General features: G+C 72.8%; 15 protein-coding genes. 6 read left to right on the forward strand and 9 right to left on the reverse strand.

From position 1 onward, the window contains the following. Positions 1-178: 178 nt before the first annotated feature. Positions 179-1,228: a polyprenyl synthetase family protein gene (locus tag ABZY45_RS29880; RefSeq protein ID WP_356744912.1), complete on the reverse strand. Its 1,050-nt coding sequence runs from the start codon at positions 1,226-1,228 to the stop codon at positions 179-181. 361 nt (positions 1,229-1,589) lie between these two features. On the opposite strand from ABZY45_RS29880, the gene ABZY45_RS29885 reads away from it, so the two are divergent. Further along, complete coding sequence (locus ABZY45_RS29885; protein ID WP_356744914.1) at positions 1,590-1,823, forward strand: hypothetical protein; 234 nt, start codon at positions 1,590-1,592, stop codon at positions 1,821-1,823. 73 nt (positions 1,824-1,896) lie between these two features. On the opposite strand, the gene ABZY45_RS29890 is transcribed toward ABZY45_RS29885, so the two are convergent. The 4 genes from ABZY45_RS29890 to ABZY45_RS29905 all read right to left on the reverse strand — a co-directional run bounded on the left by ABZY45_RS29890 (position 1,897) and on the right by ABZY45_RS29905 (position 6,808). Continuing rightward, positions 1,897-3,858, reverse strand: a complete 1,962-nt coding sequence (locus ABZY45_RS29890; protein ID WP_356744916.1) for a BTAD domain-containing putative transcriptional regulator — start codon at positions 3,856-3,858, stop codon at positions 1,897-1,899. A gap of 62 nt (positions 3,859-3,920) precedes the next feature. Then, positions 3,921-4,661, reverse strand: a complete 741-nt coding sequence (locus ABZY45_RS29895) for an IclR family transcriptional regulator (RefSeq protein ID WP_356744918.1) — start codon at positions 4,659-4,661, stop codon at positions 3,921-3,923. A gap of 456 nt (positions 4,662-5,117) precedes the next feature. Further along, entirely contained in the window at positions 5,118-6,017 is a 900-nt protein-coding gene (locus ABZY45_RS29900; protein ID WP_356744920.1) for a LuxR family transcriptional regulator, read from the reverse strand. Positions 6,018-6,070: 53 nt separating this feature from the next. Beyond that, positions 6,071-6,808 carry a hypothetical protein gene (locus ABZY45_RS29905; RefSeq protein WP_356744922.1) on the reverse strand — a complete coding sequence of 246 codons (738 nt, stop codon included), beginning with the start codon at positions 6,806-6,808 and terminating at the stop codon, positions 6,071-6,073. 1,391 nt (positions 6,809-8,199) lie between these two features. Here ABZY45_RS29905 and ABZY45_RS29910 point away from each other — a divergent pair. Further along, a complete protein-coding gene (locus ABZY45_RS29910; protein WP_356744924.1) occupies positions 8,200-10,137 on the forward strand; it encodes a protein kinase in 1,938 nt (645 codons plus the stop codon). A gap of 5 nt (positions 10,138-10,142) precedes the next feature. On the opposite strand, the gene ABZY45_RS29915 is transcribed toward ABZY45_RS29910, so the two are convergent. Continuing rightward, positions 10,143-11,600 carry a helix-turn-helix domain-containing protein gene (locus ABZY45_RS29915; protein WP_356745184.1) on the reverse strand — a complete coding sequence of 486 codons (1,458 nt, stop codon included), beginning with the start codon at positions 11,598-11,600 and terminating at the stop codon, positions 10,143-10,145. Between the two features lie 369 nt (positions 11,601-11,969). Between ABZY45_RS29915 and dnaN the strand changes: the two genes are divergently transcribed. Beyond that, positions 11,970-13,091, forward strand: coding sequence for a DNA polymerase III subunit beta (dnaN, locus tag ABZY45_RS29920; RefSeq protein ID WP_356745186.1), 1,122 nt, complete (start codon positions 11,970-11,972; stop codon positions 13,089-13,091). 114 nt (positions 13,092-13,205) lie between these two features. Here the strand turns inward: dnaN and ABZY45_RS29925 are convergent, their stop codons facing one another. Together ABZY45_RS29925 and ABZY45_RS29930 are read right to left on the reverse strand one after the other, a co-directional pair. After that, entirely contained in the window at positions 13,206-13,694 is a 489-nt protein-coding gene (locus ABZY45_RS29925; protein WP_356744926.1) for a hypothetical protein, read from the reverse strand. 94 nt (positions 13,695-13,788) lie between these two features. Then, positions 13,789-14,682: a glycoside hydrolase family 19 protein gene (locus tag ABZY45_RS29930; RefSeq protein WP_356744928.1), complete on the reverse strand. Its 894-nt coding sequence runs from the start codon at positions 14,680-14,682 to the stop codon at positions 13,789-13,791. Between the two features lie 265 nt (positions 14,683-14,947). Between ABZY45_RS29930 and ABZY45_RS29935 the strand changes: the two genes are divergently transcribed. Together ABZY45_RS29935 and ABZY45_RS29940 are read left to right on the forward strand one after the other, a co-directional pair. Further along, a complete protein-coding gene (locus ABZY45_RS29935) occupies positions 14,948-16,477 on the forward strand; it encodes a substrate-binding domain-containing protein (protein WP_356744930.1) in 1,530 nt (509 codons plus the stop codon). 81 nt (positions 16,478-16,558) lie between these two features. After that, complete coding sequence (locus tag ABZY45_RS29940) at positions 16,559-17,125, forward strand: NUDIX hydrolase (RefSeq protein ID WP_356744932.1); 567 nt, start codon at positions 16,559-16,561, stop codon at positions 17,123-17,125. A 134-nt stretch (positions 17,126-17,259) separates the two neighbouring features. Here ABZY45_RS29940 and ABZY45_RS29945 read toward each other — a convergent pair whose 3' ends face one another. Continuing rightward, positions 17,260-18,543: an adenylosuccinate synthase gene (locus ABZY45_RS29945; RefSeq protein ID WP_356744934.1), complete on the reverse strand. Its 1,284-nt coding sequence runs from the start codon at positions 18,541-18,543 to the stop codon at positions 17,260-17,262. Positions 18,544-18,729: 186 nt separating this feature from the next. Between ABZY45_RS29945 and ABZY45_RS29950 the strand changes: the two genes are divergently transcribed. Further along, the gene (locus tag ABZY45_RS29950; protein ID WP_356744936.1) at positions 18,730-19,566 is read left to right on the forward strand and encodes a diacylglycerol kinase; all 837 of its coding nucleotides are present in this window, start codon (positions 18,730-18,732) and stop codon (positions 19,564-19,566) included. Positions 19,567-19,623 lie beyond the last annotated feature (57 nt).

Below are 19,623 nucleotides of genomic sequence, written 5' to 3' on the forward strand. Positions count from 1 at the left end.
TCCTTGAACGAACCCGGATCCAGCAACAGCTCGATACGCTCCCGCGCCGTCAGCTTGCCCTTCGCATGCTGCGCCTCGGTCGCCCGGTCACTCGGCCCGCGCAGCGCTTCGGCGCGGATGACCGCCAGTTCGTCCGTCGATTCCCGTGCCATGTCCAACCCCTTGTCGTGTCCGCTCGTCACGTCAGTGCCCCCGCGCACACGGCGGGGGCCGCTCGCGCGACGACGTAGTCGCCCAGGGCGTGCAGCGCCCGGTGCGCGGGCCCCGGTGGCAGTGCGTCCAGGGCGGCCCGGGCCAGGCGGAGCCGCCGGCGCAGATGCGCCTCGGCGGCTGCCGGGGCGGGCGACGCCGTGAAGAGCTCCAGTGCGCGGCGCCGGTCGTCCGGGTCGGCCAGCGGTCCGGCCGCCAGCAGCTCCCGCAGCTCGGCGCCCGCCGGCCGCCGGTCGGCGAGGGCCAGCAGCACCGGCAGGCTGGGGACACCGGCGGCCAGGTCCTTGCCCTGCTCCTTGCCGGTGGACGAGGCGGGTGCGCGGAGGTCGAGGAGGTCGTCCGATATCTGGAAGGCGATGCCCAGCTGACGGCCGTACGCGTCGAGGGCGCGTGCGTACGAGGCCGGGGCGCCCGCCCGGAGGGCACCGGCACCCAGCGCCATGGCGAGCAGCGCCGCCGTCTTGCCGGAGGTGACCTGGAAGAAGTGGGCCACGGGATCCTCGCCCTCGGCGGGCCCCGTCATCTCGCGCAGCTGCCCCACGACGAGCTCGCTCGCCACGTCCGCCTGGAACCGCACCATGTCCGGGCCCAGTTCGGCGGCGAGCCGGGCGGCACGAGCCAGGAGCCAGTTGCCGCCCGCCACGGCGAGCCGGGCGCCCCAGAGGGCGTTGGCGCTGGGCACTCCGTGCCTCAGCTCCGCCCCGTCCATCACGTCGTCGTGGTAGAGGGAGGAGATGTGGACGAGTTCGGCGATCACGGCCGCCTCGACGACACCCTCCCGCCACGGCTCCCCGAACTCCGCGCCGAGCAGCACCAGAAGCGGGCGGAGCCTCTTTCCGCCCGCCGTCGCGATGTGGCCCGTGAGCTCGGCCACCCGTGGGTCGCCGGCTTCCGCCGCGCAGTCCAGGAGGCGCTTCTCGACGGCGATCAGGGATTCCGCCGTCCGCTCGCGGAAGGACGGGTCGTGCGCAGCCATGTGGGCAAGCAGCTCGGAACCGGGCAGGGCCGTGGCAGTCATGTCCTCGTCCTTTTCTCAGCGGGCTCGCGACGTCGTGCGAGGGCACGCCGGGCACGACACGCTCCGACCCGACGGTCCGGTCCCACGACGGAACCGGACCCCCGGCGTCCCGGCAGTACGAACGGGGGGGAATCGCCTGCCGGACAGGCGGGCTCCGCAAGAGGGGCGAGCACGGCGCCTGACCCGTCCATGGAACTGCGAGGCCCTCGCGCCCGGCAAGAGCCGCTTCAGGAAGCTGCCAGCCCGCAGGGCACAGGGCATCCGGTGTGCATGCAAAAGGGCCGGAGTATAGAAGAGGCATAGGTATGTGCCCAACTCTGGAGGGACCGCCCGGCAGGGGCGGTTCGAGGAGGAGGGACACATGAGCATGGGCGCCGCACCGGATCCGGCCGAGCTGCCGGAGACCCCGACGGGGACCGGGGGGCAGTGGCCGGAGGAAGCCGCGGACGGCGTACCCGGCGAGGACGGGCCGGAGGAGGACGGATATCCGGTTGAGGACTCGGTCGCGGACGACCAGGGACTGCGCTGGGCCGCGTTGCTGGCGGCGTTCATCAACGACGTACAGCCCCCGCCGGCGACGCCGCCGGCGGACTGACCCGCCGCCTCCGGGGGTCAGGCGCCTTCCGTGACGCGCGCCGCCACGGGCGCCACGCCGCCGCGTCCGCCGGTCAGGCGCCCTCCGTGACGCACTCCGCCTCACGGACCACCAGCCTGACCAGCGGCGTGCACCGGTAGCGCTCCGGTGCCGTGAACGCGGCGGACGGGCCGCCCGGCGGCAGCGGAGGGGCTCCGCCCGGAGCCCTGTCCGCCGCGCCCCCGGCCGCCGCGCTTCCGGCCGCCGTGCTTCCCTGGGGACTGCCCACCATCTCCAGCAGCCCGCCCTCCACCAGCGCGTCCAGAGCTCCCCGGGCCCGGTCCTCCGACCAGTTGAGCCGTTGCGCCGCCCCGGCAGGCGAGAAGATCCCCGACTCCGTCCGGGCCAGCGTGCGCAGGACCGGGCGCAGCGGCGGCTCCAGCCGCATGACGCCCGCCCTGAGCACGTTCCACAACTCGTGTCCCCCCTCACCCCACTCGTCCGGCCCCACCTCTCCCCTCTCCAGCCGGTCCACCAGCCTGCCCACCGGCCACAGCGGGCGGGTCACCAGCCGGGTCGCGCAGAACCGCAGCGCCAGCGGCAGCCCTTCGCACAGCGCCAGCAGCCGTGCGGTGGCCTCGGGTTCGGCGTCCAGACGCGTCTGGCCGACGCGGGAGGAGAGCAGCTCCCACGCCTCCGTCTCGTCGAGACGACCGACCGGCACCACCCTCACGCCCTCCATCGAGGCGAACTGCCTGCCGCCGCTGATCAGCACCCGGCACCCGGGGCCGCTCGCCAGCAGCGGGCGCACCTGCCGCTCGTCCAGGGCGTTGTCGAGCACCACGAGGATCCGGCGGCGGGACAGGGCGCTGCGGTACAGCTGCACCCGCTCGTCCAGCGTCGGGGGCAGGTCCTCGCTCCGTACGTGCGTCAGCGCGCGCAGGAAGCTGCCGAGCACGTCCCTCGGATCCTTGGCGCGACCGCCCTCGTCGCGCAGATCGATGTAGAGCTGCCCGTGCCGGAACTCGTCCCGGCAGGCGTGCCCGGCGCGCACGGCCAGTGCCGAGGTGCCCACCCCGGCCGCACCGGTCAGGGCGACTCCGCGGTACGGACCCTCGCGGTCTCGCAACACCGCGAGGACACCGAGAAGTTCAGCGCGTCGCCCTACGAATCCCGCCGCGTCCACCGGCAGCATCGCGGGGACGATGCCCTCCCACGGACTGTGCGCGGCGCGCCCGGGCACTCCGGCGGGGGCGTCCGGCCCCGGCGGGGCGGAGCCCGCGCGCCGCCCGGTCAGGATCAGGGGTTCGGCCGCGACGGGACCGGGGAGTTCCTCCAGCAGCACCGCGCGGTGCAGCGCGCGCAGCGCTGCTCCCGGGGCCACCCCCAGCTCCGCCTGGAGGACCCGTCGGCCCTGTTCGTACACCCGCAGCGCGTCCATCTGCCGGTCACAGCGGTACAGCGCGGTCATCAGGTGGCCGCGGAACGACTCCCGGGCGGGGTTCTCCGCCACGAGCCTGGTGAGTTCCGGCAGGGCGGCGTCGTGTCTGCCGAGAGCCAGGACCGCCTGCATCCGCTGGTCGACCGCCCGTAGCCGCGCCTCCTCCAGCAGGGGGAGTTCGGTCCGGGCGAGGAACTCCGTGACGTCCGCCAGCGCGGGGCCTCTCCACAGCCGCAGTGCCGCTTCGAGGCCCGCGGCGGCCTCCGCGTAGCGGCGCTGCACCAGGTACTGCCGCCCCTGCTCCGCGAGTTGCTGGAAGGTCTTCCAGTCGAGCCGGGCCGACCCCAGGACCAGGCCGTAGCCACGGTGCCGGCGCACGAGCCGTACTCCGGGCTCGCAGCTGCGCCGCAGGCGGGATATGTAGGTGTAGAGCTGTGCGGACTTGGTGGCGGGCGGCGTCGGCCCCCACAGCAGTTCGCCGAGCCACAGGTCGGAGACGAACCGTCCCGGGGAGATGAGGAGGGCCGCGAGCACGGTGCGCTGCTTGGCGGCGGTGAGCGGGACACGGGCCCCCCGGTCCCAGATCTCCGTGGGGCCGAGGATCCTGAACTCCATCGGCGTGCCCGGCTCCTGCCGTCCCGGCGGCCCGGGCCGCCACCCGCCCTGGTGCGGGGAGGTCATCCGGCAGACGCTTCGCCCAGTCGCAGCGCCGCGTCGATCACGGCACCGCCGAACTCCCGCGAGGGCTCCCTGGTCAGCACCGAGGCCGGACCCGAGAGGGAGAGCGCCGCGACCACCCGCCCTCCCGGCCCCCGCACGGGAGCGGCCAGTGTCACCACGTCCGTGTCCCAGGTGCCGAAGCTCTGGGCCCAGCCACGCCTGCGTACCTGGGTCAGCGCGGCAGCGGTGAAACGGGCGCGGGTGACGCCCGCGTAGAGCACCTCGGGCTCCTCCCAGGCGAGCAGCACCTGCGCCACCGCACCGGACCGGAGGGTGAAGGCGGTACCCACCGGCACCGCGTCCTTCCCCGCCGTGGCGGTCTCCGCACCGGCCACGCACAACTGCACGTCCTCCCGGCGCCGGTACAGCCGGGCGCCGGCCCCGGTCCGGTCGCGCAGGTCCGCCAGGACGGACCCGGCGAGGGCAAGCATGCGGTCACCGTGCACGACGACCGCCATCTCCCCGAGCCTGGGGCCGAGCTGGAACCTGCCCTTCGCGTCACGGGTGACCAGCCGGAGCCTCTCCATCGCCTGGGCCAGGCGGTGGGCGGTGGGCCGTGTCAGCCCGGTGACCACGACGATCCTGGACAGCGAGGCGGGGCCCTCCTCCAGCACGCTCAGCAGCAGGGAGGCCTTGTTCAGCACGCCGACCCCGCTGTCATGAGGGAGAGGGAGGTCCGTGCAGGACAAGGTGGTCATCGAACACCCTCCAGTGACTCGGCCCGCGCACCGGCCGGTTCGGCGGCCGGGACGATCAGGTAGAAGTGACCGCCGGGAGAGGCCGGTCCGGCGGGCCCGGCGTGAGACGGCGTTTCCCGCCGCGCTCCGGACGGAGCCGCGTGCGGAGACCCCGGCCACGCTCCGGACAGTGCCGTGCGAGGCGGCGTGGGCGGCGGCTCTCCGGGGCGGGCCGCGTGGGACGGCGACTGCGGCGGCCTTCCGCCGGCGGCCCCCGGGCTGTGGCGGCGGAACCGTCCGCCGCCCGTGCCGGCCTTCATTCTGTTCGCACCTCGCGTCGGCGGTACTTCATGGCGGTACTGCGCCGGGGCGCGCGGGCGGGCCCCGGTCGACGCAGCCAGTTGTAGCCGTCCGCCGCGCGGCCCGACAACGGCAACTTCAGGAAGCTGCCAGCCCCGGGCCGCACCACACGGCACGTCAGGTGCCGTCCGTGGGTAACCTGGTGGGATGTGCGGGGCCCTCCATGCCGCCCAGCAGGCCGAGTTCAGCGGCCCGCACGCCCGCCTGGAACCGGGACGTCGCCTCCAGCAGCGTCATGATCTCCGCGACGTACCGCCGGTAGGTGCGTACGGACACGATGAGTTCGCGCGCCGCCACCTCGTCGGTGACCCCGGCGCGCAGCGCTCCGAGTATCTGCCGGGCGAGGTCCGTACGACAGTGGTCGCCGAAGGTGATGCGCGCGTACGCCGGCACGGCGTTGCGCCACACCCCCTCGTAGAGCGTGCGCAGCGTGCTGATGACGTCGGGGACCCTGATGAGGGACGCCCGGCGGCCGGTCGAGGACTCGGCCGATACGAGCGCCACCGCTCCGTCCACGATCACGCCCTGAAGAGGTGGGACACGAGCCACCCGGATCTCGATGGGTGAGCCCAGTGCGAGCTGCTCGCGCACGAAGTCCTCGTCGATCATGGCCGGCGAACACAGCAGCCGGAGACGGACGGTCTCGGGCACCACGTAGGTCAGTTCCCGCAAGGGCCCCTTGGCGTCCGTGCCGCAGCTCGGGCCGGAGGCCAGCACCACGTCGATGGTCGACCGGGCCTGAAGCACGAGCTTGCGCGCCTCGCCCAGCAGCTCCTCCCTCCTGACGTCCACGGCGATGATCTGGCGGTCCCAGGAGACCCTGTTGCGATGCCTCTCCACCGTCGACTCGATGAGGGCCCGGACCTGGAGCAGGGTCCGCTCTATGGCGTCCTGCCCCTCCTCCGGGTCCTCCGGCCCCTCGCCCGGCGGCCCGGGCGGTTCCTCGGCTCCCCTGCCGGGTCCGCGCCCTTCGCCGCCCGCTTCACTCGGGTCCGGCCCTGGTGTGGTTCTGCTCATTCCTGTTGCCCCCGTTGATCCCCGGTGGGGGTGTCACTGCACGGACCGACAGCTCAGCCCCGCTCCAGCAACCCCAGCTCCACCGCGCGAACTCCCGCCTGAAATCGGGAGTTCGCCCCGAGTACGCGCATGATCGCGGCGACATGGCGCCGGTAGGTGCGCAGTGACACGTCGATCTCCCGCGCGGCCACGTCGTCGGTGCGCCCCGCACGCAGCTGCTCAAGGATCTGCCGCGCCAGCTCGCCCCGCAGGCTGCGGTCCAGCCTGAGCTCGTCGGCGACGGGGCGGGCGACGGCCCAGGCTCCGGCGAAGAGCAGATCGAGCGCTCCCACCGCCGCGGGGTCGGTGACCACCGCCGCGTGCCTGCCCCCGGAGCCGTCGCCGGACTGGACCAGAGCGGTCCTGCCGTCGACGATCAGCGCCTCCCGCAACTCCCCCCTGGTCATGCGCACTTCCAGCGACGTCTCGGCGAAGTGCCGGCGGCTGTCGGCGGACAGTTCGAGTGCCCGGCCCGCCGCGAGCAGGCGCACGGCCAGCTGGCCCCGCCTCCTCGGGGTCGCGGGAGGCGCCACAGCAGCGGCCACCGCCCTGATCACCACGGCCGAGTGCTTCCAGTTGCCGGTGACCGCGAGATGGGCCGAGTACTTCGCACCCGCCATGACGCGCTTCACGGCCCTGTCCACCGAGCCGTCGTCCGCCCGCACCAGCAGCGACGCACCACCAGGCCGGCTGCGGTGCATCGACACCGAGGACTCGATCAGCGCCCTCGCCTCAAGGAGAGCGCGCTCCACGGAGTCCGCTCCGCATACACCCTCCGGCGCATCCGTCACCCCCGAACCCATTCCGCTCCTTCGTCACTGATTCAACCAACTGGTAAACAATCACCAGCGCTGGATTGCCTTGCCCAAAGGGCTCCGGGAGCCGAATGAGACCGACCGGTAAATCGTTTACTTATCCGGGGGACACACTTACGCGCCATCGCCCTACTTTCTCAGACATTAGATCTCGGACGTGAACCAGTCAACGGCCCACGGGCACAAACGGACGGACGCGATCCGCGATTTCACCTTGGGCCGACCCGGGCCCGGCACCGGGGCGCGCAAATGTCATCAAGCTGCATCCGGGGCCGCTATTCAGGCCCTCCACATTCCGCTTACCCTGCGGTATGTGATCATGCAATCACGCAACGGAGCCGATGCTGTCCGGTAATGGCCACCCACCCCTGGAACGAGGCGGGCCCACACGCCCTCTCCAGGGGCCTGGGCCCAGGCTCCAGGGCCCACGCCTGGGCCCACTTCTGGGCCCAGGCGTGGGCCCCACACCCCCGCCGCCGTGTCCGGCACCGACCCGCACGCGCGCCCCTCCGGCCCACCCGGGAGCGGCGGCCGGCATCGAGCCGACGCGGCCGGTCCGCCGACGGCGACAGTGCGATCACCCGCCCCCATCAGGGAGCCAATGGCCTGGACCATCAGTACGCGTCCACTCCCGCTGCCCATTCGGGATCACCCCTTCCGACTGGCCTGTCGGCCCCGGCCGGAGCCGGGCGGGCAGGCGTCCCGCCCCCAGCGACTCCGCGGCTCCGGGCCCGGAAGGGACGGCGCACGAGACACCCCCGCCCGCCCTGCCATCGGCCGCGGGGGCGCCGGGATCCGTCCGGCCCGCACCGGGGCCTCGACGGGCGCGCACCGGACACTCCGGACAGCCGGGCCGCGCGTGACGCGTCCACCCGCGGACCTGGCTGCAACCGCGGCGCTGTCACACAGCGTCTCCATAGGTGTGAACGCTCTTCGTCGAGACTGATCGCGCGAGCGAATTCAGGCAGCACCCGTCCGATATTCCGCAATACGTCCCCCTGCCCGCAATGCTGCGTTCCACACCCGGCCAACAACCCGCCACTCCACCGGATCGTTTTATTACCTGTGGGTAGCGAAAGTATCTCGCGGATAATCGCCGCGAGACTTCAGCCTGCGCAAAAGTCCGGCGGTGCTCGGGGAATGCACGCGGTGCGCCTCGCGTTTCCTCGGCGGCAATAACGAATCCCCTGCCCGGGAGCTCCCGCGGACGCCCGTCCCGCAGCCGACCGCACCCAGGGGCGGCCGCCGGACGCCCTCGGTCCGGTGCGCCGGAGCCGCCGCTATCCTCGACCACGGTCCGCCACGACCGTACGGGGGAGGAAGCGCACATGGAGAAGCTGGGCTCCGGCGATCCGCAACGCATCGGCACATACCGCCTGTTGGGGCGGCTCGGCGCCGGTGGCATGGGGCAGGTGTTCCTGGCCCGCTCGGACCGGGGCCGTACCGTCGCCATCAAGCTGGTCCGCCCCGAACTCGCCGCGCAGCAGCACTTCCGCGACCGCTTCCGCGCGGAGGTGCAGGCCGCGCGGCAGGTCGGCGGCGCCTGGACCGCGCCGGTGCTGGACGCCGGGGTGGACGACGCGGTGCCGTGGGTGGCCACGGGGTACGTCGCCGGCCCCTCGCTGCACCTCGTCGTCTCCGGACGCCGGGGCCTCCCTCCGGCCGGATCAGGGGCGTACGGTCCGCTCCCGGAGCGCTCCGTCCGTGCCCTGGGCGTCGGGCTCGCGGGAGCCCTCCAGGACATCCATCGCGCCGGGCTGATCCACCGTGACCTGAAGCCGTCCAACATCCTGCTGACGATCGACGGCCCCCGGGTCATCGACTTCGGCATCGCGCGCGCCCTGGACACCGTCACCGACGGCGGCCTCACGCGTACGGGAGCGGTGATCGGCTCACCCGGCTTCATGTCCCCCGAGCAGATGCGGGGCGAGCGCGTGACGACGGCGTGCGACGTCTTCTGTCTCGGCTCCGTGCTCGCGTACGCGGCGACCGGCCGGCTGCCGTTCGGCGCGGCGGACAGCGCGATCCACGCGCTGATGTTCCGCATCGCGCAGGAGGACCCGGACCTCACCGGCGTGCCCGTGGGCCTCGTCGAGCTGATCCGGGACTGCCTCGCCAAGGACCCGGCCGCGCGGCCGTCCACCGACGCGGTCCTGGAGCGCCTCGGCGAAGCGGACACGAAGGAGCCGTGGCTGCCCGGCGCGCTGATCGCCCAGCTCGGGCGGCACGCGGTGGAGCTCCTGGACTCGGAGGATCCTGAGGAGGGCGGCCCCGTCCGGACTCCACCGGCGCAGGCCGGCCCGCCGACGCCCGCCCGGACCGCCCCGGCGGACGTCGCCCCGTCCGTACCGGTGCGGCCCGCACTCCCCGCGCCCGCCCAGGCAGCCCCGCCGGTGCCGGCGCGGCCCGCGCCCGCATCCCCCGCACCGGCCCAGGCAGCCCCGCCCGCGGGACCCGCGCACCCCGCCTACGGTCCGCCGTCCGCTGCACCCGCCTCCGCGTACGGGCCCCCCACTGCTCCCGGTGCCGCGTACGGGCCCCCCTCGCTGGCCGGGCCGCCAGGCGTGGCTCCGCGGCCGTCGTACGGCTACCCGCAACAGCCCGTCCCCGGTCACGGGTTCGGCCCCACTCCCCCGTACGGTCCGCAGCCCGGCCACCTCCCCGCGCCCGTGCCCGAGCGCCGTCACGGTGCGGGGACCATGTTCGCGCTGTTCGCCGTCGCGGTGCTGGTCGCGGTCGGCGCGGCCTGGGGGGTCTACGCCCTCATGACGGGCGGTGGCGGCGGCGACACGACGGCCTCGCCCACCACGGCGGCCCCCTCGCGCGACACGTCTGACGGTCCGTCCGGTGACGCCGGCGGCTCGCCCACGCAGGACGGAACGGCCCCTGACCCCAAGAGCGCGGACGGGCCCGTCCCTTCCGGCTACCTGGGCACCTGGACGGGGGCCATCGACGGTGGCGCCGGCGCGTCCACCCGGCGACTCGTGATCCAGCAGGGCGAGGTCGGCGACACCGTGCTGTCCCTCACCGCCGAGGGCCCGCTCGGCTCCGGCGGCTCCTACCGCTGTGTCTTCCAGGCCGATCTTGAGACCTCGCCCGGCTCCGGCACCTCCGTCCGCATCGGGCCCTCCCGCGTCACGTCCGGTGAGCCCATGTCCTCGTGCACCCCGGGCAAGCCCACCGTCCTCACGCTGCTGCCCGACGGCAGCCTGCGCCGCGAGATCACGGCCACCGGCGAGAGCCTGACGTACACCAAGGAGGGCTGAGCGGCTCAGGCCGCGAGGTCCACGGCGCGGAACGCGAGCCACAGGTCGTACCGCGCGCTCGGTGTCCGGAGCAGCGACCGGCGCAGCAGTGCCTCCAGCCGGGTGAGCCGCTTGCGCGCACCGGGCACGGATATGCCGAGCCGGTCCGCGGCCGGGCTCAGCTGAGCCTCACAGGCCAGCCATGTCCGCAGGGTCTCCTCGCCCGTGGGGCCTGCCTGGGCGAGCAGGCCGAGCTGGTGGACGGCCCACTCCTGGAAGCCGGGGGTCCGCAGGACCGTGTCGAGGTCCTCGGACGACCGGACGCCCCGCGTGTGCGAATGGTGCAGCGCGGGTGTGGCCCTGATGCGCAGGGCCAGGTCGACGGCCGCCTGGTCCGCGACCCGGTTCAGGTCCAGGCCGAGGAGCTCCTCCACGAGCCGGAGACGGGCGGCCAGGGTGTTGCGGTGGATCTTCAGGTGCTGGGTGGCGTGGGAGGAGAAGGCCAGCCAGGACGCGACGGTCGCCGCGAGTTCCTGACTGCCGGGGTCCTGCGCGCGGCGCGGCCGATGGGCGAGCAGCGGGGCGAGGAGGGCGTCGGCCCACCGGGCTCCGGCGGCACCGGCGACCAGCGCGGGTTCCGGGGCGGCGCCGAACCTGGAGTGGCGCCCGGGAAGTCCACGGGCGACGGCGAGGGCGTGGAAGGCCTGCTGGTAGGCGGTCGCGGTGTCGGGCAGCCGCACCTCCTCGCTGACCCCCACCACACAGTCGTCCACGAGACCCGCGACGGTCAGGTCGAGCGTACGGCCGCCGCCCGGCTGCTCCGCTCCGGCTTCCTCGTCCGCCGGCATGATCAGGATCAGATGGCGGGCGTACACCGGGCAGCGCACGATCCAGGTGCGCCCGCCCGAGGCGTCGGCGCAGATCCGGGCCACCTCGTCGCGCTGTCCGCCGGAGCACTCGACGACGCAGACGCGTACCGGATCAGGGAGCTTCGGCCGCAGGGCGCCCGCCACCTGGCGGGCGATCGAGAGCTGACCCGTCATCAGCAGATGCAGCACGGCCTCGCGGCCACGGGACTCGGCGAGGTCCACACGCCGCCGTTTGCGTTCGACGCTCTCCGTCGCCCAGGACAGGGCCAGCGGCATCACCGCGTCCGCCGCCAGCCCGGCGAGGCCGGCGGGCAGCGGTCCGGGTGCGACGAGCGCGAGGACGGGGCCGCTGTCGTCGGGTGCCTGGTGGAGGGGAAGCAGCAGCGCCACGCAGTCGTCGGCGTCCAGGGAGTACGACCCGGCGCCTCGGGCCGCGAGCTCCCGCACCGCGCGGGAGGCGAGCGCCGCCGCCTCGTGCCCCGGCCACCGGGTGTTCCCGGCCACGGCCTGGAGAACCGTGCCGTCCCGGTCGACCATCCCGGCCCACCCGTCCGCCCTCCGGGCCAGTCTGCGCAGCAGCTCCGGCGATCCACCGGTCCGTGCCAGCCGGTACATGAGCAGTACGTCGTCCGCCCGGTCCCGCCCGTTCACGTGTCCCCCGCTCCTGCCCGAAAACCGGAGTGCAGAGTACCGGTACGGCTGTGCGGTTTGATACCCGTCGCGCGTCACACGGTGCGAATTGAATCTCCCGCCCCGCCGCCCGGCCGCCCTAGAGTCCCGAGCGTGCTCCGGAGCGTTCGGAAGGCGTCGGGGGATGCCGGAACGACCCGGAGCCGGAGCAGGACGAGGAGGTCGGGGGACGTCCTCGCGGCGCGGCGGCAGCGGCTCACGGGGGTGGTCGCTGTCGTCGGCGCCCATGACTGTCAGTGGCGCCGCCTAGCGTGGATCTCGACCGTGTCGTACTCCGGACGAGAGGCCCCTGACGTGGAGTTCCGCATCGAGCGAGGCGCACTGACCGATGCCGTGTCCCGGGCGGCCCGGGTGCTGCCCGCGCGTTCACCCGTCCCCGTACTCGGCGGGCTCCTCCTGGACGTGGACGCCTCCGGCCGGCTCCGGGTGTCCGGGCTGGACTTCGAGGCATCCGCCCGCGTGGAGACCCGGGTGCACTCGGTGCGGGCCGGGAAGGTGCTGGTCATGGGCCGCCGGCTGCTCGACATCTGCAAGGTGCTGCCCGAGGGGCCCGTGGAGTGCGCGGTGGAGGGCTCACGCTTCACGGTCGCGGGCGACGGCTCACGCTTCGGTCTCTCGGTCCTGCCGCTCGACGACCATCCGGCTCTGCCGCCGCTGCCGGAGGTCCACGGGGCGGTGGATGCCGGGGAGTTCGCCTCGGCGGTCGCGCAGGTGGCGGTGGCGGCGGGGAAGGACGAGTCCCTGCCGACGCTCACCGGGATCCGGCTCGGGCTGGACGGCTCCACGATGACGCTCGCGGCGACCGACCGCTACCGCTTCGCGGTGCGCACCCTGCCGTTCGAGGCGGTGCGGCCCGCCGTGACGGCCGATGTGGTGGTGTCCGCACGCCGGCTGGCCGGCATCGCGCGGTCGCTCGGCGGGTCCGGGCCGGTCAGCGTCGCCGTCGACGGGGGTTCGGCGGGCTTCGAGCACGCCGGGACGCGTACGACGGTGCGGCTGCTGGACGGCCGGCTGCCGCGCCACGACAAGCTGTTCGCGATGGCGGACCCCTCGGTCGCGGTGCTGGACAGGGCGCTGCTGGTGGAGGCGTTGCGGAGGGTCTCCGTGGTCGCCGACGGCGGAAGCCCCGTGCAGCTGACGTTCTCCGCCGGGCCGGAGGGTTCCGTGCTCCTCCAAGCGGGGTTCGAGGACGACGTCGCCGCGCAACGGCTGCCGGCCACCCTGTCGGGCGCCGAGGAGATGACCGTCGCCTTCAATCCCGGATACCTCATGGATGCCCTGTCCTCCTTCGAGGACCCCGTGATCCGGATGAAGCTGCTCGGCCCGGGGCAGCGCGCCATGATCACGGGCGGGGCGGAGGCCGGGACACCCACGCATCAACACCTGTTGATGTCCGTGAAGCCCGCCCTCCTGTGACCTGGCTCTGACGAAACCTCACGCGCGGGGCCCTCGCACAAAGGGCTCTCGCTCGCAGGACCTCGCGTGCAGGGCGCTCACGGGGAAGGCCCGCTCGGGCTTCCCGCCCCGTGCTCACGCCGGGAGGGTGGCCGCCTCCCCGACGGCGGCGAGCAGCCAGATGGGGAACTCCGGATCGGCCTGGCCCACGGCGAGACCGATCCACCGCGTGCTCCCCGGTACGCGCCACACCTGCATGCTCCCCGCGAGGTTGCAGAGCTGCCCCATGGGCTCCGGGGGCGCGTCGGCGCCCTCCTCGCTTTCCAGGCAGGGCCAGAGGTCGACCGTCTCCGGCTCGCCCCATCTCTCGCTCAGCGCGGAGGCCAGCACGCTGAATTCGGCTTCGATCTCCTGCTCCGCCGGCTCGATGAACTCGGGGGACCTGTCGTCCCAGAAGTCCTGACTCGCCCGCAGGATCACCAGGTGATGTCCGGGGCCGCTGCTGCGGACGCCGCTGTCCTCGCTCTCCTCCCCCGCGGGGAACGGCAGGGCGAGGACGGAGTCGATCAGGGCGAGGCGTGCCTCGGTCGTCGTGGGCGGGGTGCTGTGGCTGTCCGTGTTCATGGTGCGTGATCCTGCCAACCGCCTGTCGGGCCAAGCGAATCGGGGCGCGTCCGGCCGCTGCCGGACGCGCCCCGGTCCCCGGGGTGGGGAGGGTTCAGCAGCTCAGGTTCGAGCCGGGCGTGGTGCCGAGGATCTGCACGAACGCCTGGTACTTGTTGATGCGGCTCTGGACCTGGGCGGGGTTGCCGCCGTTGCACTCGATGCTGCCGTTGATCGAGCGGATGGTCTCACCGAAGCCGGCGCCGTTGACGATGGCGTTGTGGGGCGTCATGGTGCCGGGGCCGGACTGGGTGTTCCAGTACCAGAGACCGGTCTTCCAGGCCACGGAGGCGTTCTGCTCCACCTGCCACGGGTTGCCGAGGAGGTCGATGCCGAGTGCGTCACCGGCCGCCTTGTAGTTGAAGTTCCAGCTGAGCTGGATCGGGCCACGCCCGTAGTAGGCGGCCTGGCCTGCCGGGCAGCCGTAGGACTGGCTGGTGTCGCAGTAGTGCGGGTAGTTGGCGGTGTTCTGCTCCACGATGTGCACCAGCCCGCCGGTCTCGTGGCTGACGTTGGCGAGGAAGGCGGCGGCCTCCCGCTTCTTCACCGTGTCGCTGCCGGTGTTGGCGAAGCCGGGGTAGGCGCTCAGCGCCGCCGTGAGGCCGCTGTAGGTGTAGAAGGAGTTCCGGCTCGGGAACATCTGGTTGAACTGGGCCTCGCTGACGACGAAGCCCGAAGGGTTGGGAGTGCCGGGGTCCGTGCCGCCGCCGGTCCCGCAGGTGCCCTGGTCGGCCCAGACGTCGGCCGTTCCGGGCCGCTCGTTCTGGGTCCACCACTTCGCGGACCAGTTGTGCCCGTTGTACGAGGCGGAGCCGCCGCCCCAGTAGACGGCGGAGGCGCTCCAGGCGGGTGCGCAGGTGGCGGCCGACGCCGTGGAGGCGGGGAGGAAGACGAACGTCGCGACCACTGCGCCCAGCGCGGCGATCAGGCTCATGACACGTTTGATCACGCGATCACTCCTTCGGCGCGGCGCCGCGCTGAGCGTGCGCCGCCATGGGGGGTACAGCCACTCAAGCGTCGATGGTCTGGACCTGTCAAGGTCTAGACCAGAACTCGCCACCCCCTGGGCGGGATCCCAACTCGGTTTCTGAGCGCCCTTGTTGAACGGAAGACGAACTTCGCCGGAAGGATCCCGGCGGCTCTCCCCTGGCGCGCGACCGAGTCGTACGGTGACGCCGACCGGCACATCGCACCCACGAGGGAGCGCCAGAACCATGGAGTGGTTCAGCCCCGAGAACGTCGTCGCCGTCCTCACCGCGGTCCTGGGCGTACTCACCTCGGCAGGCGTCCTCTGGTACGAGCGCCGGGTCCCCCGCCGCAAGCGCATCGGCTACCGCGTCCAGATGGACACCCCGATAGGCAGCGGGGTGAGCCAGGGGCGGGCCAACGTGCGGCTCGGCCTTTTCCACGAGACGCCGGACATGGCCGACGCCACCCTCGTCCTGCTGCGCATCGAGAACGACGGCTCCCAGTCGATCGCCGACGAGGACTACACCGGGCGCGGCGACCTCCACGGCCTCACCGCCGAGTTCACCGGCCGCACGGTCCGGGGTATCGCGGTCACCCACTCACCGGGCGCCGATCACCTCATGGACCACTTCACCTCCGCCGCCGTGCGCCACAACGGCTCCCTGATCCAGCTGCCACGCGTCCCGCTCAACCGCAACGAGCACTTCAAGCTCCTCGTCCTGCTGACCGGGTCGCAGGTGGGCGGTCCCATCAAGGTCACCGGCGGCATCCGCGACGGGGTGGTGGCTCCGAACACGGCCGCCCGCCCCGACGAGAAGCCCCCGATGTTCGGCCGGGCCGCGAGGATCATCACCGTGGCGCTCACGGTCTGCGTGCTCGCGCTCGCCGGCATCATCGTCGTCCGGGACGACACCCCGCCCCCGCTGGACTGCGCCACGGGCACCCTCACCCTCACCGGCTCCACCGCCTTCCGCCCGGTCCTGGTGGAGCTGGAGAAGAAGTACGAGAAGGAGTGCGAGGGGTCCAGCATCGTCGTGGACACCCACGGCAGCAACGCCGGCGTGCGGGAACTCGACGCCCGGGGCGCCAGAACAGGATCGTCCGGCTCGCCGTCGCTGATCGCCCTCTCCGACGGCCCGAAGCCCTCCGGCCTCGCCAAGCTGCGCGAGAAGCCGGTCGCCGTCTCGCTCTTCTCGCTCGTCGTCAACGACACCGTCCCCGTGCGCGACCTCTCGCTCGACGAGATCAGACGGATCCACCGCGGCGAGATCCGCAACTGGAACCAGATCGACGGCGGGCCCGACCTGGAGATCCTGCTGGTCAGCCGCGACGCCAACTCCGGTACCCGTGAGGTGTTCCAGCGCCGTGTACTCGACGGCAACGAGCTCGCCGCGTCCTCGCGCGACTGCACCACCAAGGACGACCCCCGGGCCCCGGTCGTCCGCTGCGAACTCGACGGCACGGACCAGGTCCTGCCCAAGGTCGCCGAGCTCGACGGCGCCATCGGCTACACCGAGCTGCGTGCCGGTGCGGTTCCCGAAGGCGCGCACCAGGTGACGATCGACGGCATCACGCCCTCCGTCGAGACGATCGACACCAGCGGCTATCCGTACCAGGAGATCGAGTACGCCTACACCTACGGCTCCCCGCCCGCGAACAGCCTGGTGTCCAGCTTCCTGAACTACCTCGACAACTACGGCGAGGAGGTCATGCGTGCCAACGGCCACCTGCCGTGCGCGACGCCGAAGGGCATGCGGATCTGCGGCGCGGGCTGAGCGGCCCCCTACCGGAGTAGGGGGCCAGGACAGCACCCCGGTATGCCGCGGCGGACACGGCCCCCCGCCTACGGTCCCGCCATGGACACCCCACGGGCTCCCCTCTCCCCGCCGCCGGCCGGCACCCTGCCCCGCGCGACCCGACGTGCCGCGCTCCGCGGCCGGGACGCGGTCACCCTGCTCCCCCGGGGCGCCGCCGCGCTCGCCCTGACCGTCATCGGCCGCGCCGGCTCCGCCTGCTCCCTGCTGCGGGCGGTCCCGCCTCCCGGCGCTCCGCGCCCGTCGCCGGTGCGGGTGGCGGGCCATGCCGTCACGGCTGTGCTTCTGGGCGCGCCGGCCCTCGTCCTCGCGGGCGTGACCCTGCTCGCGCTGGCGCGGGGCCCGTTCTACGGATTCGTCGACCAGGGCCCGTACGACAATTCCTGGGGCGGCCCCGGCAAGGGGGGAGCCTGGCTCGCCCACTTCGCGGTCGCCGTCCCCTGCTGCCTCGCGGCGACGGCCGGGCTCCACGGCCTGGCCGGGCTGCACGACCGGCTGACAGCGCCCCTGCGCGGGCGGCGCAGGGCCGGCTGGGTGCTGCCGACGGCGCTGGTCTGCTGCCTGGCAGGGGCGCTGTTCGTCTGGGCGTTCGCCCGGCAGCTGCCCTGACGGCGGCTCCCCGCGCAGGCTCCCTCCCCGCACACGACGACGGCGCGCCCTCCCCCGCACACGCGCCCTCCCGCACACGGACGACGGCGGCCGGCCCTTCCGCGAGGAAGGACCGGCCGCCGTCGTGTCGTCTCCTAGAGGAAGGAGTTGATCTCGATCGTCTCGGTACGGCCGGGGCCGACACCGATCGCGGAGATCGGGGCGCCGGACATCTCCTCCAGCGCCTTCACGTACGCCTGCGCGTTCTTCGGCAGGTCGGAGAAGGTCTTGGCCTTCGTGATGTCCTCGGACCAGCCCGGCAGCATCTCGTAGACCGGCTTCGCGTGGTGGAAGTCGGTCTGGCTGTACGGGAGTTCCTCGACGCGCTTGCCGTCGATCTCGTACGCCACGCACACCGGGATCTGCTCCCAGCCGGTCAGCACGTCCAGCTTGGTGAGGAAGAAGTCGGTGAGGCCGTTGACCCGGGTCGCGTACCGCGCGATCGGGGCGTCGAACCACCCGCAGCGGCGGTCACGGCCGGTGGTGACACCGCGCTCGCCACCGATCCTGCGCAGCGCCTCGCCGTCCTCGTCGAGAAGTTCGGTCGGGAAGGGTCCCGCACCGACGCGAGTGGTGTAGGCCTTGAGGATGCCGATGACCCGGCTGATCTTCGTCGGGCCCACGCCGGCTCCGGTGCAGGCGCCGCCCGCGGTCGGGTTCGACGAGGTGACGAAGGGATACGTGCCGTGGTCGACGTCCAGCAGCGTGCCCTGGCCGCCCTCGAAGAGGACGACCTTGCCCTCGTCGATGGCGTCGTTCAGGATCAGCGTCGTGTCGGCGACGTACGGCTTGATCTGCTCCGCGTACTGGAGCATCTCCTCGACGATCTTCCCGGCGTCGATCGCGCGGCGGTTGAAGACCTTGGCCAGGAGCTGGTTCTTCTGCTCCAGCGCCGCTTCGACCTTCTGCTCCAGGATGGACTCGTCGTAGAGGTCCTGGACGCGGATGCCCACGCGGTTGATCTTGTCGGCATAGGTCGGGCCGATACCGCGCCCGGTCGTGCCGATCTTGCGCTTGCCGAGGAAGCGTTCGGTCACCTTGTCGACGGTGACGTTGTACGGAGTGATCAAATGAGCGTTGCCGCTGATCAGGAGCTTGGACGTGTCGACGCCACGCTCGTTCAGACCGCTCAGCTCGGAGAGCAGGACCGCCGGGTCGACGACGACACCGTTACCGATGACCGGAGTACACCCCGGCGACAGGATTCCGGAGGGGAGGAGATGCAGTGCGTACTTCTGGTCGCCTACGACAACCGTGTGGCCGGCATTGTTGCCGCCCTGATAGCGCACCACATAGTCAACGGACCCACCGAGCAGGTCGGTGGCCTTCCCCTTGCCCTCGTCACCCCACTGAGCACCGAGCAGCACAAGTGCGGGCACAGGCGTACACCCCTTCCGGGCGGGGCATGTCCAAGGTCAGGGGGCGTACGTAAAGGTCGTACCTGCCGTACGACGATGTACGGCAAAGCCTGAGCCGTCGAACCGGGTGCCCCGGAATAGACGAAGCCCCTGGCGCAATAGCGCAAGGGGCTCTTGCACCAAGATGCTACCCGAGGAAGGACCGAGGTGTCGGCTGCAGAGCCCCCCGGCGACGGCGACCACCAGCTACTCGTGCTCATCGACCCCCTTGCCCGCCGCTACGACGGCGAGTCCGTGCGCATCGCGAAGGACGTACTGAGCGCCGGTGCGCACGCCAAGATCTGCCTCCCGGACGGCCCCGACGAGTTCGCCAGGGCCCTGTCGCGGCGGGGTGCCAGACGTCCGGTGGTCGTCGGTGACGACCACGCGCTGCTGCGCGCCGTGTCCCAGCTCCACCGGGAGCGGGAGCTCTCCGACGGCGCTCTCTCCCTGATCCCGGTCGGCGCCGCGCACTCCCTGGAGCTCGCGCACGCGCTGGGCGTGCCCAGGGGAGCGGTCGCCGCGGCCCGCACGGTTCTCGACGGGGCCGCCCGCCGGCTGGACCTGCTGGTCGACGACAGCGACGGGGTCGTACTGGGCGAACTGCGCATCCCCGCGTCGAGCACCCGGCCCGGCCCGCCCCACACGGTCTGGGACACCTGCCGCAACCTGATAACGGCCCTGGTCCGCCCCGCGCCGCCCTCACCTTCGGGTCCTTCCCGGACGCACCGGCTGCGGGTCGAGGCGGACGGGGTCCTGCTGAACGACCTGGACCGTCCGGTCGAGGGCGTCTCGGTGACCGCCCAGGGAGACGGAGGGCTGGCGGACGTGGTGATCCACACGACCTCCGGCGAGACCCTCGTGTCGGAGGCCAAGGCGGTCACGGTCGCGGGTCCGGACTTCCGCTATCGCGCGGACATACAGGTGGCGGGCCCGGTCAGGAGCCGCACGTGGACGGTCCGGGCGGGAGCCTGGGAGCTGGTACTCCCGGCGGCTGACGGCTGAGCCGGGAACGGTGCCTTCCGGCCGGAAGGCACCGCGGCCGAAGGGCTCCAGCCCCGG

Source organism: Streptomyces sp. NPDC006516, assembly GCF_040611875.1.
GTDB lineage: Bacteria > Actinomycetota > Actinomycetes > Streptomycetales > Streptomycetaceae > Streptomyces.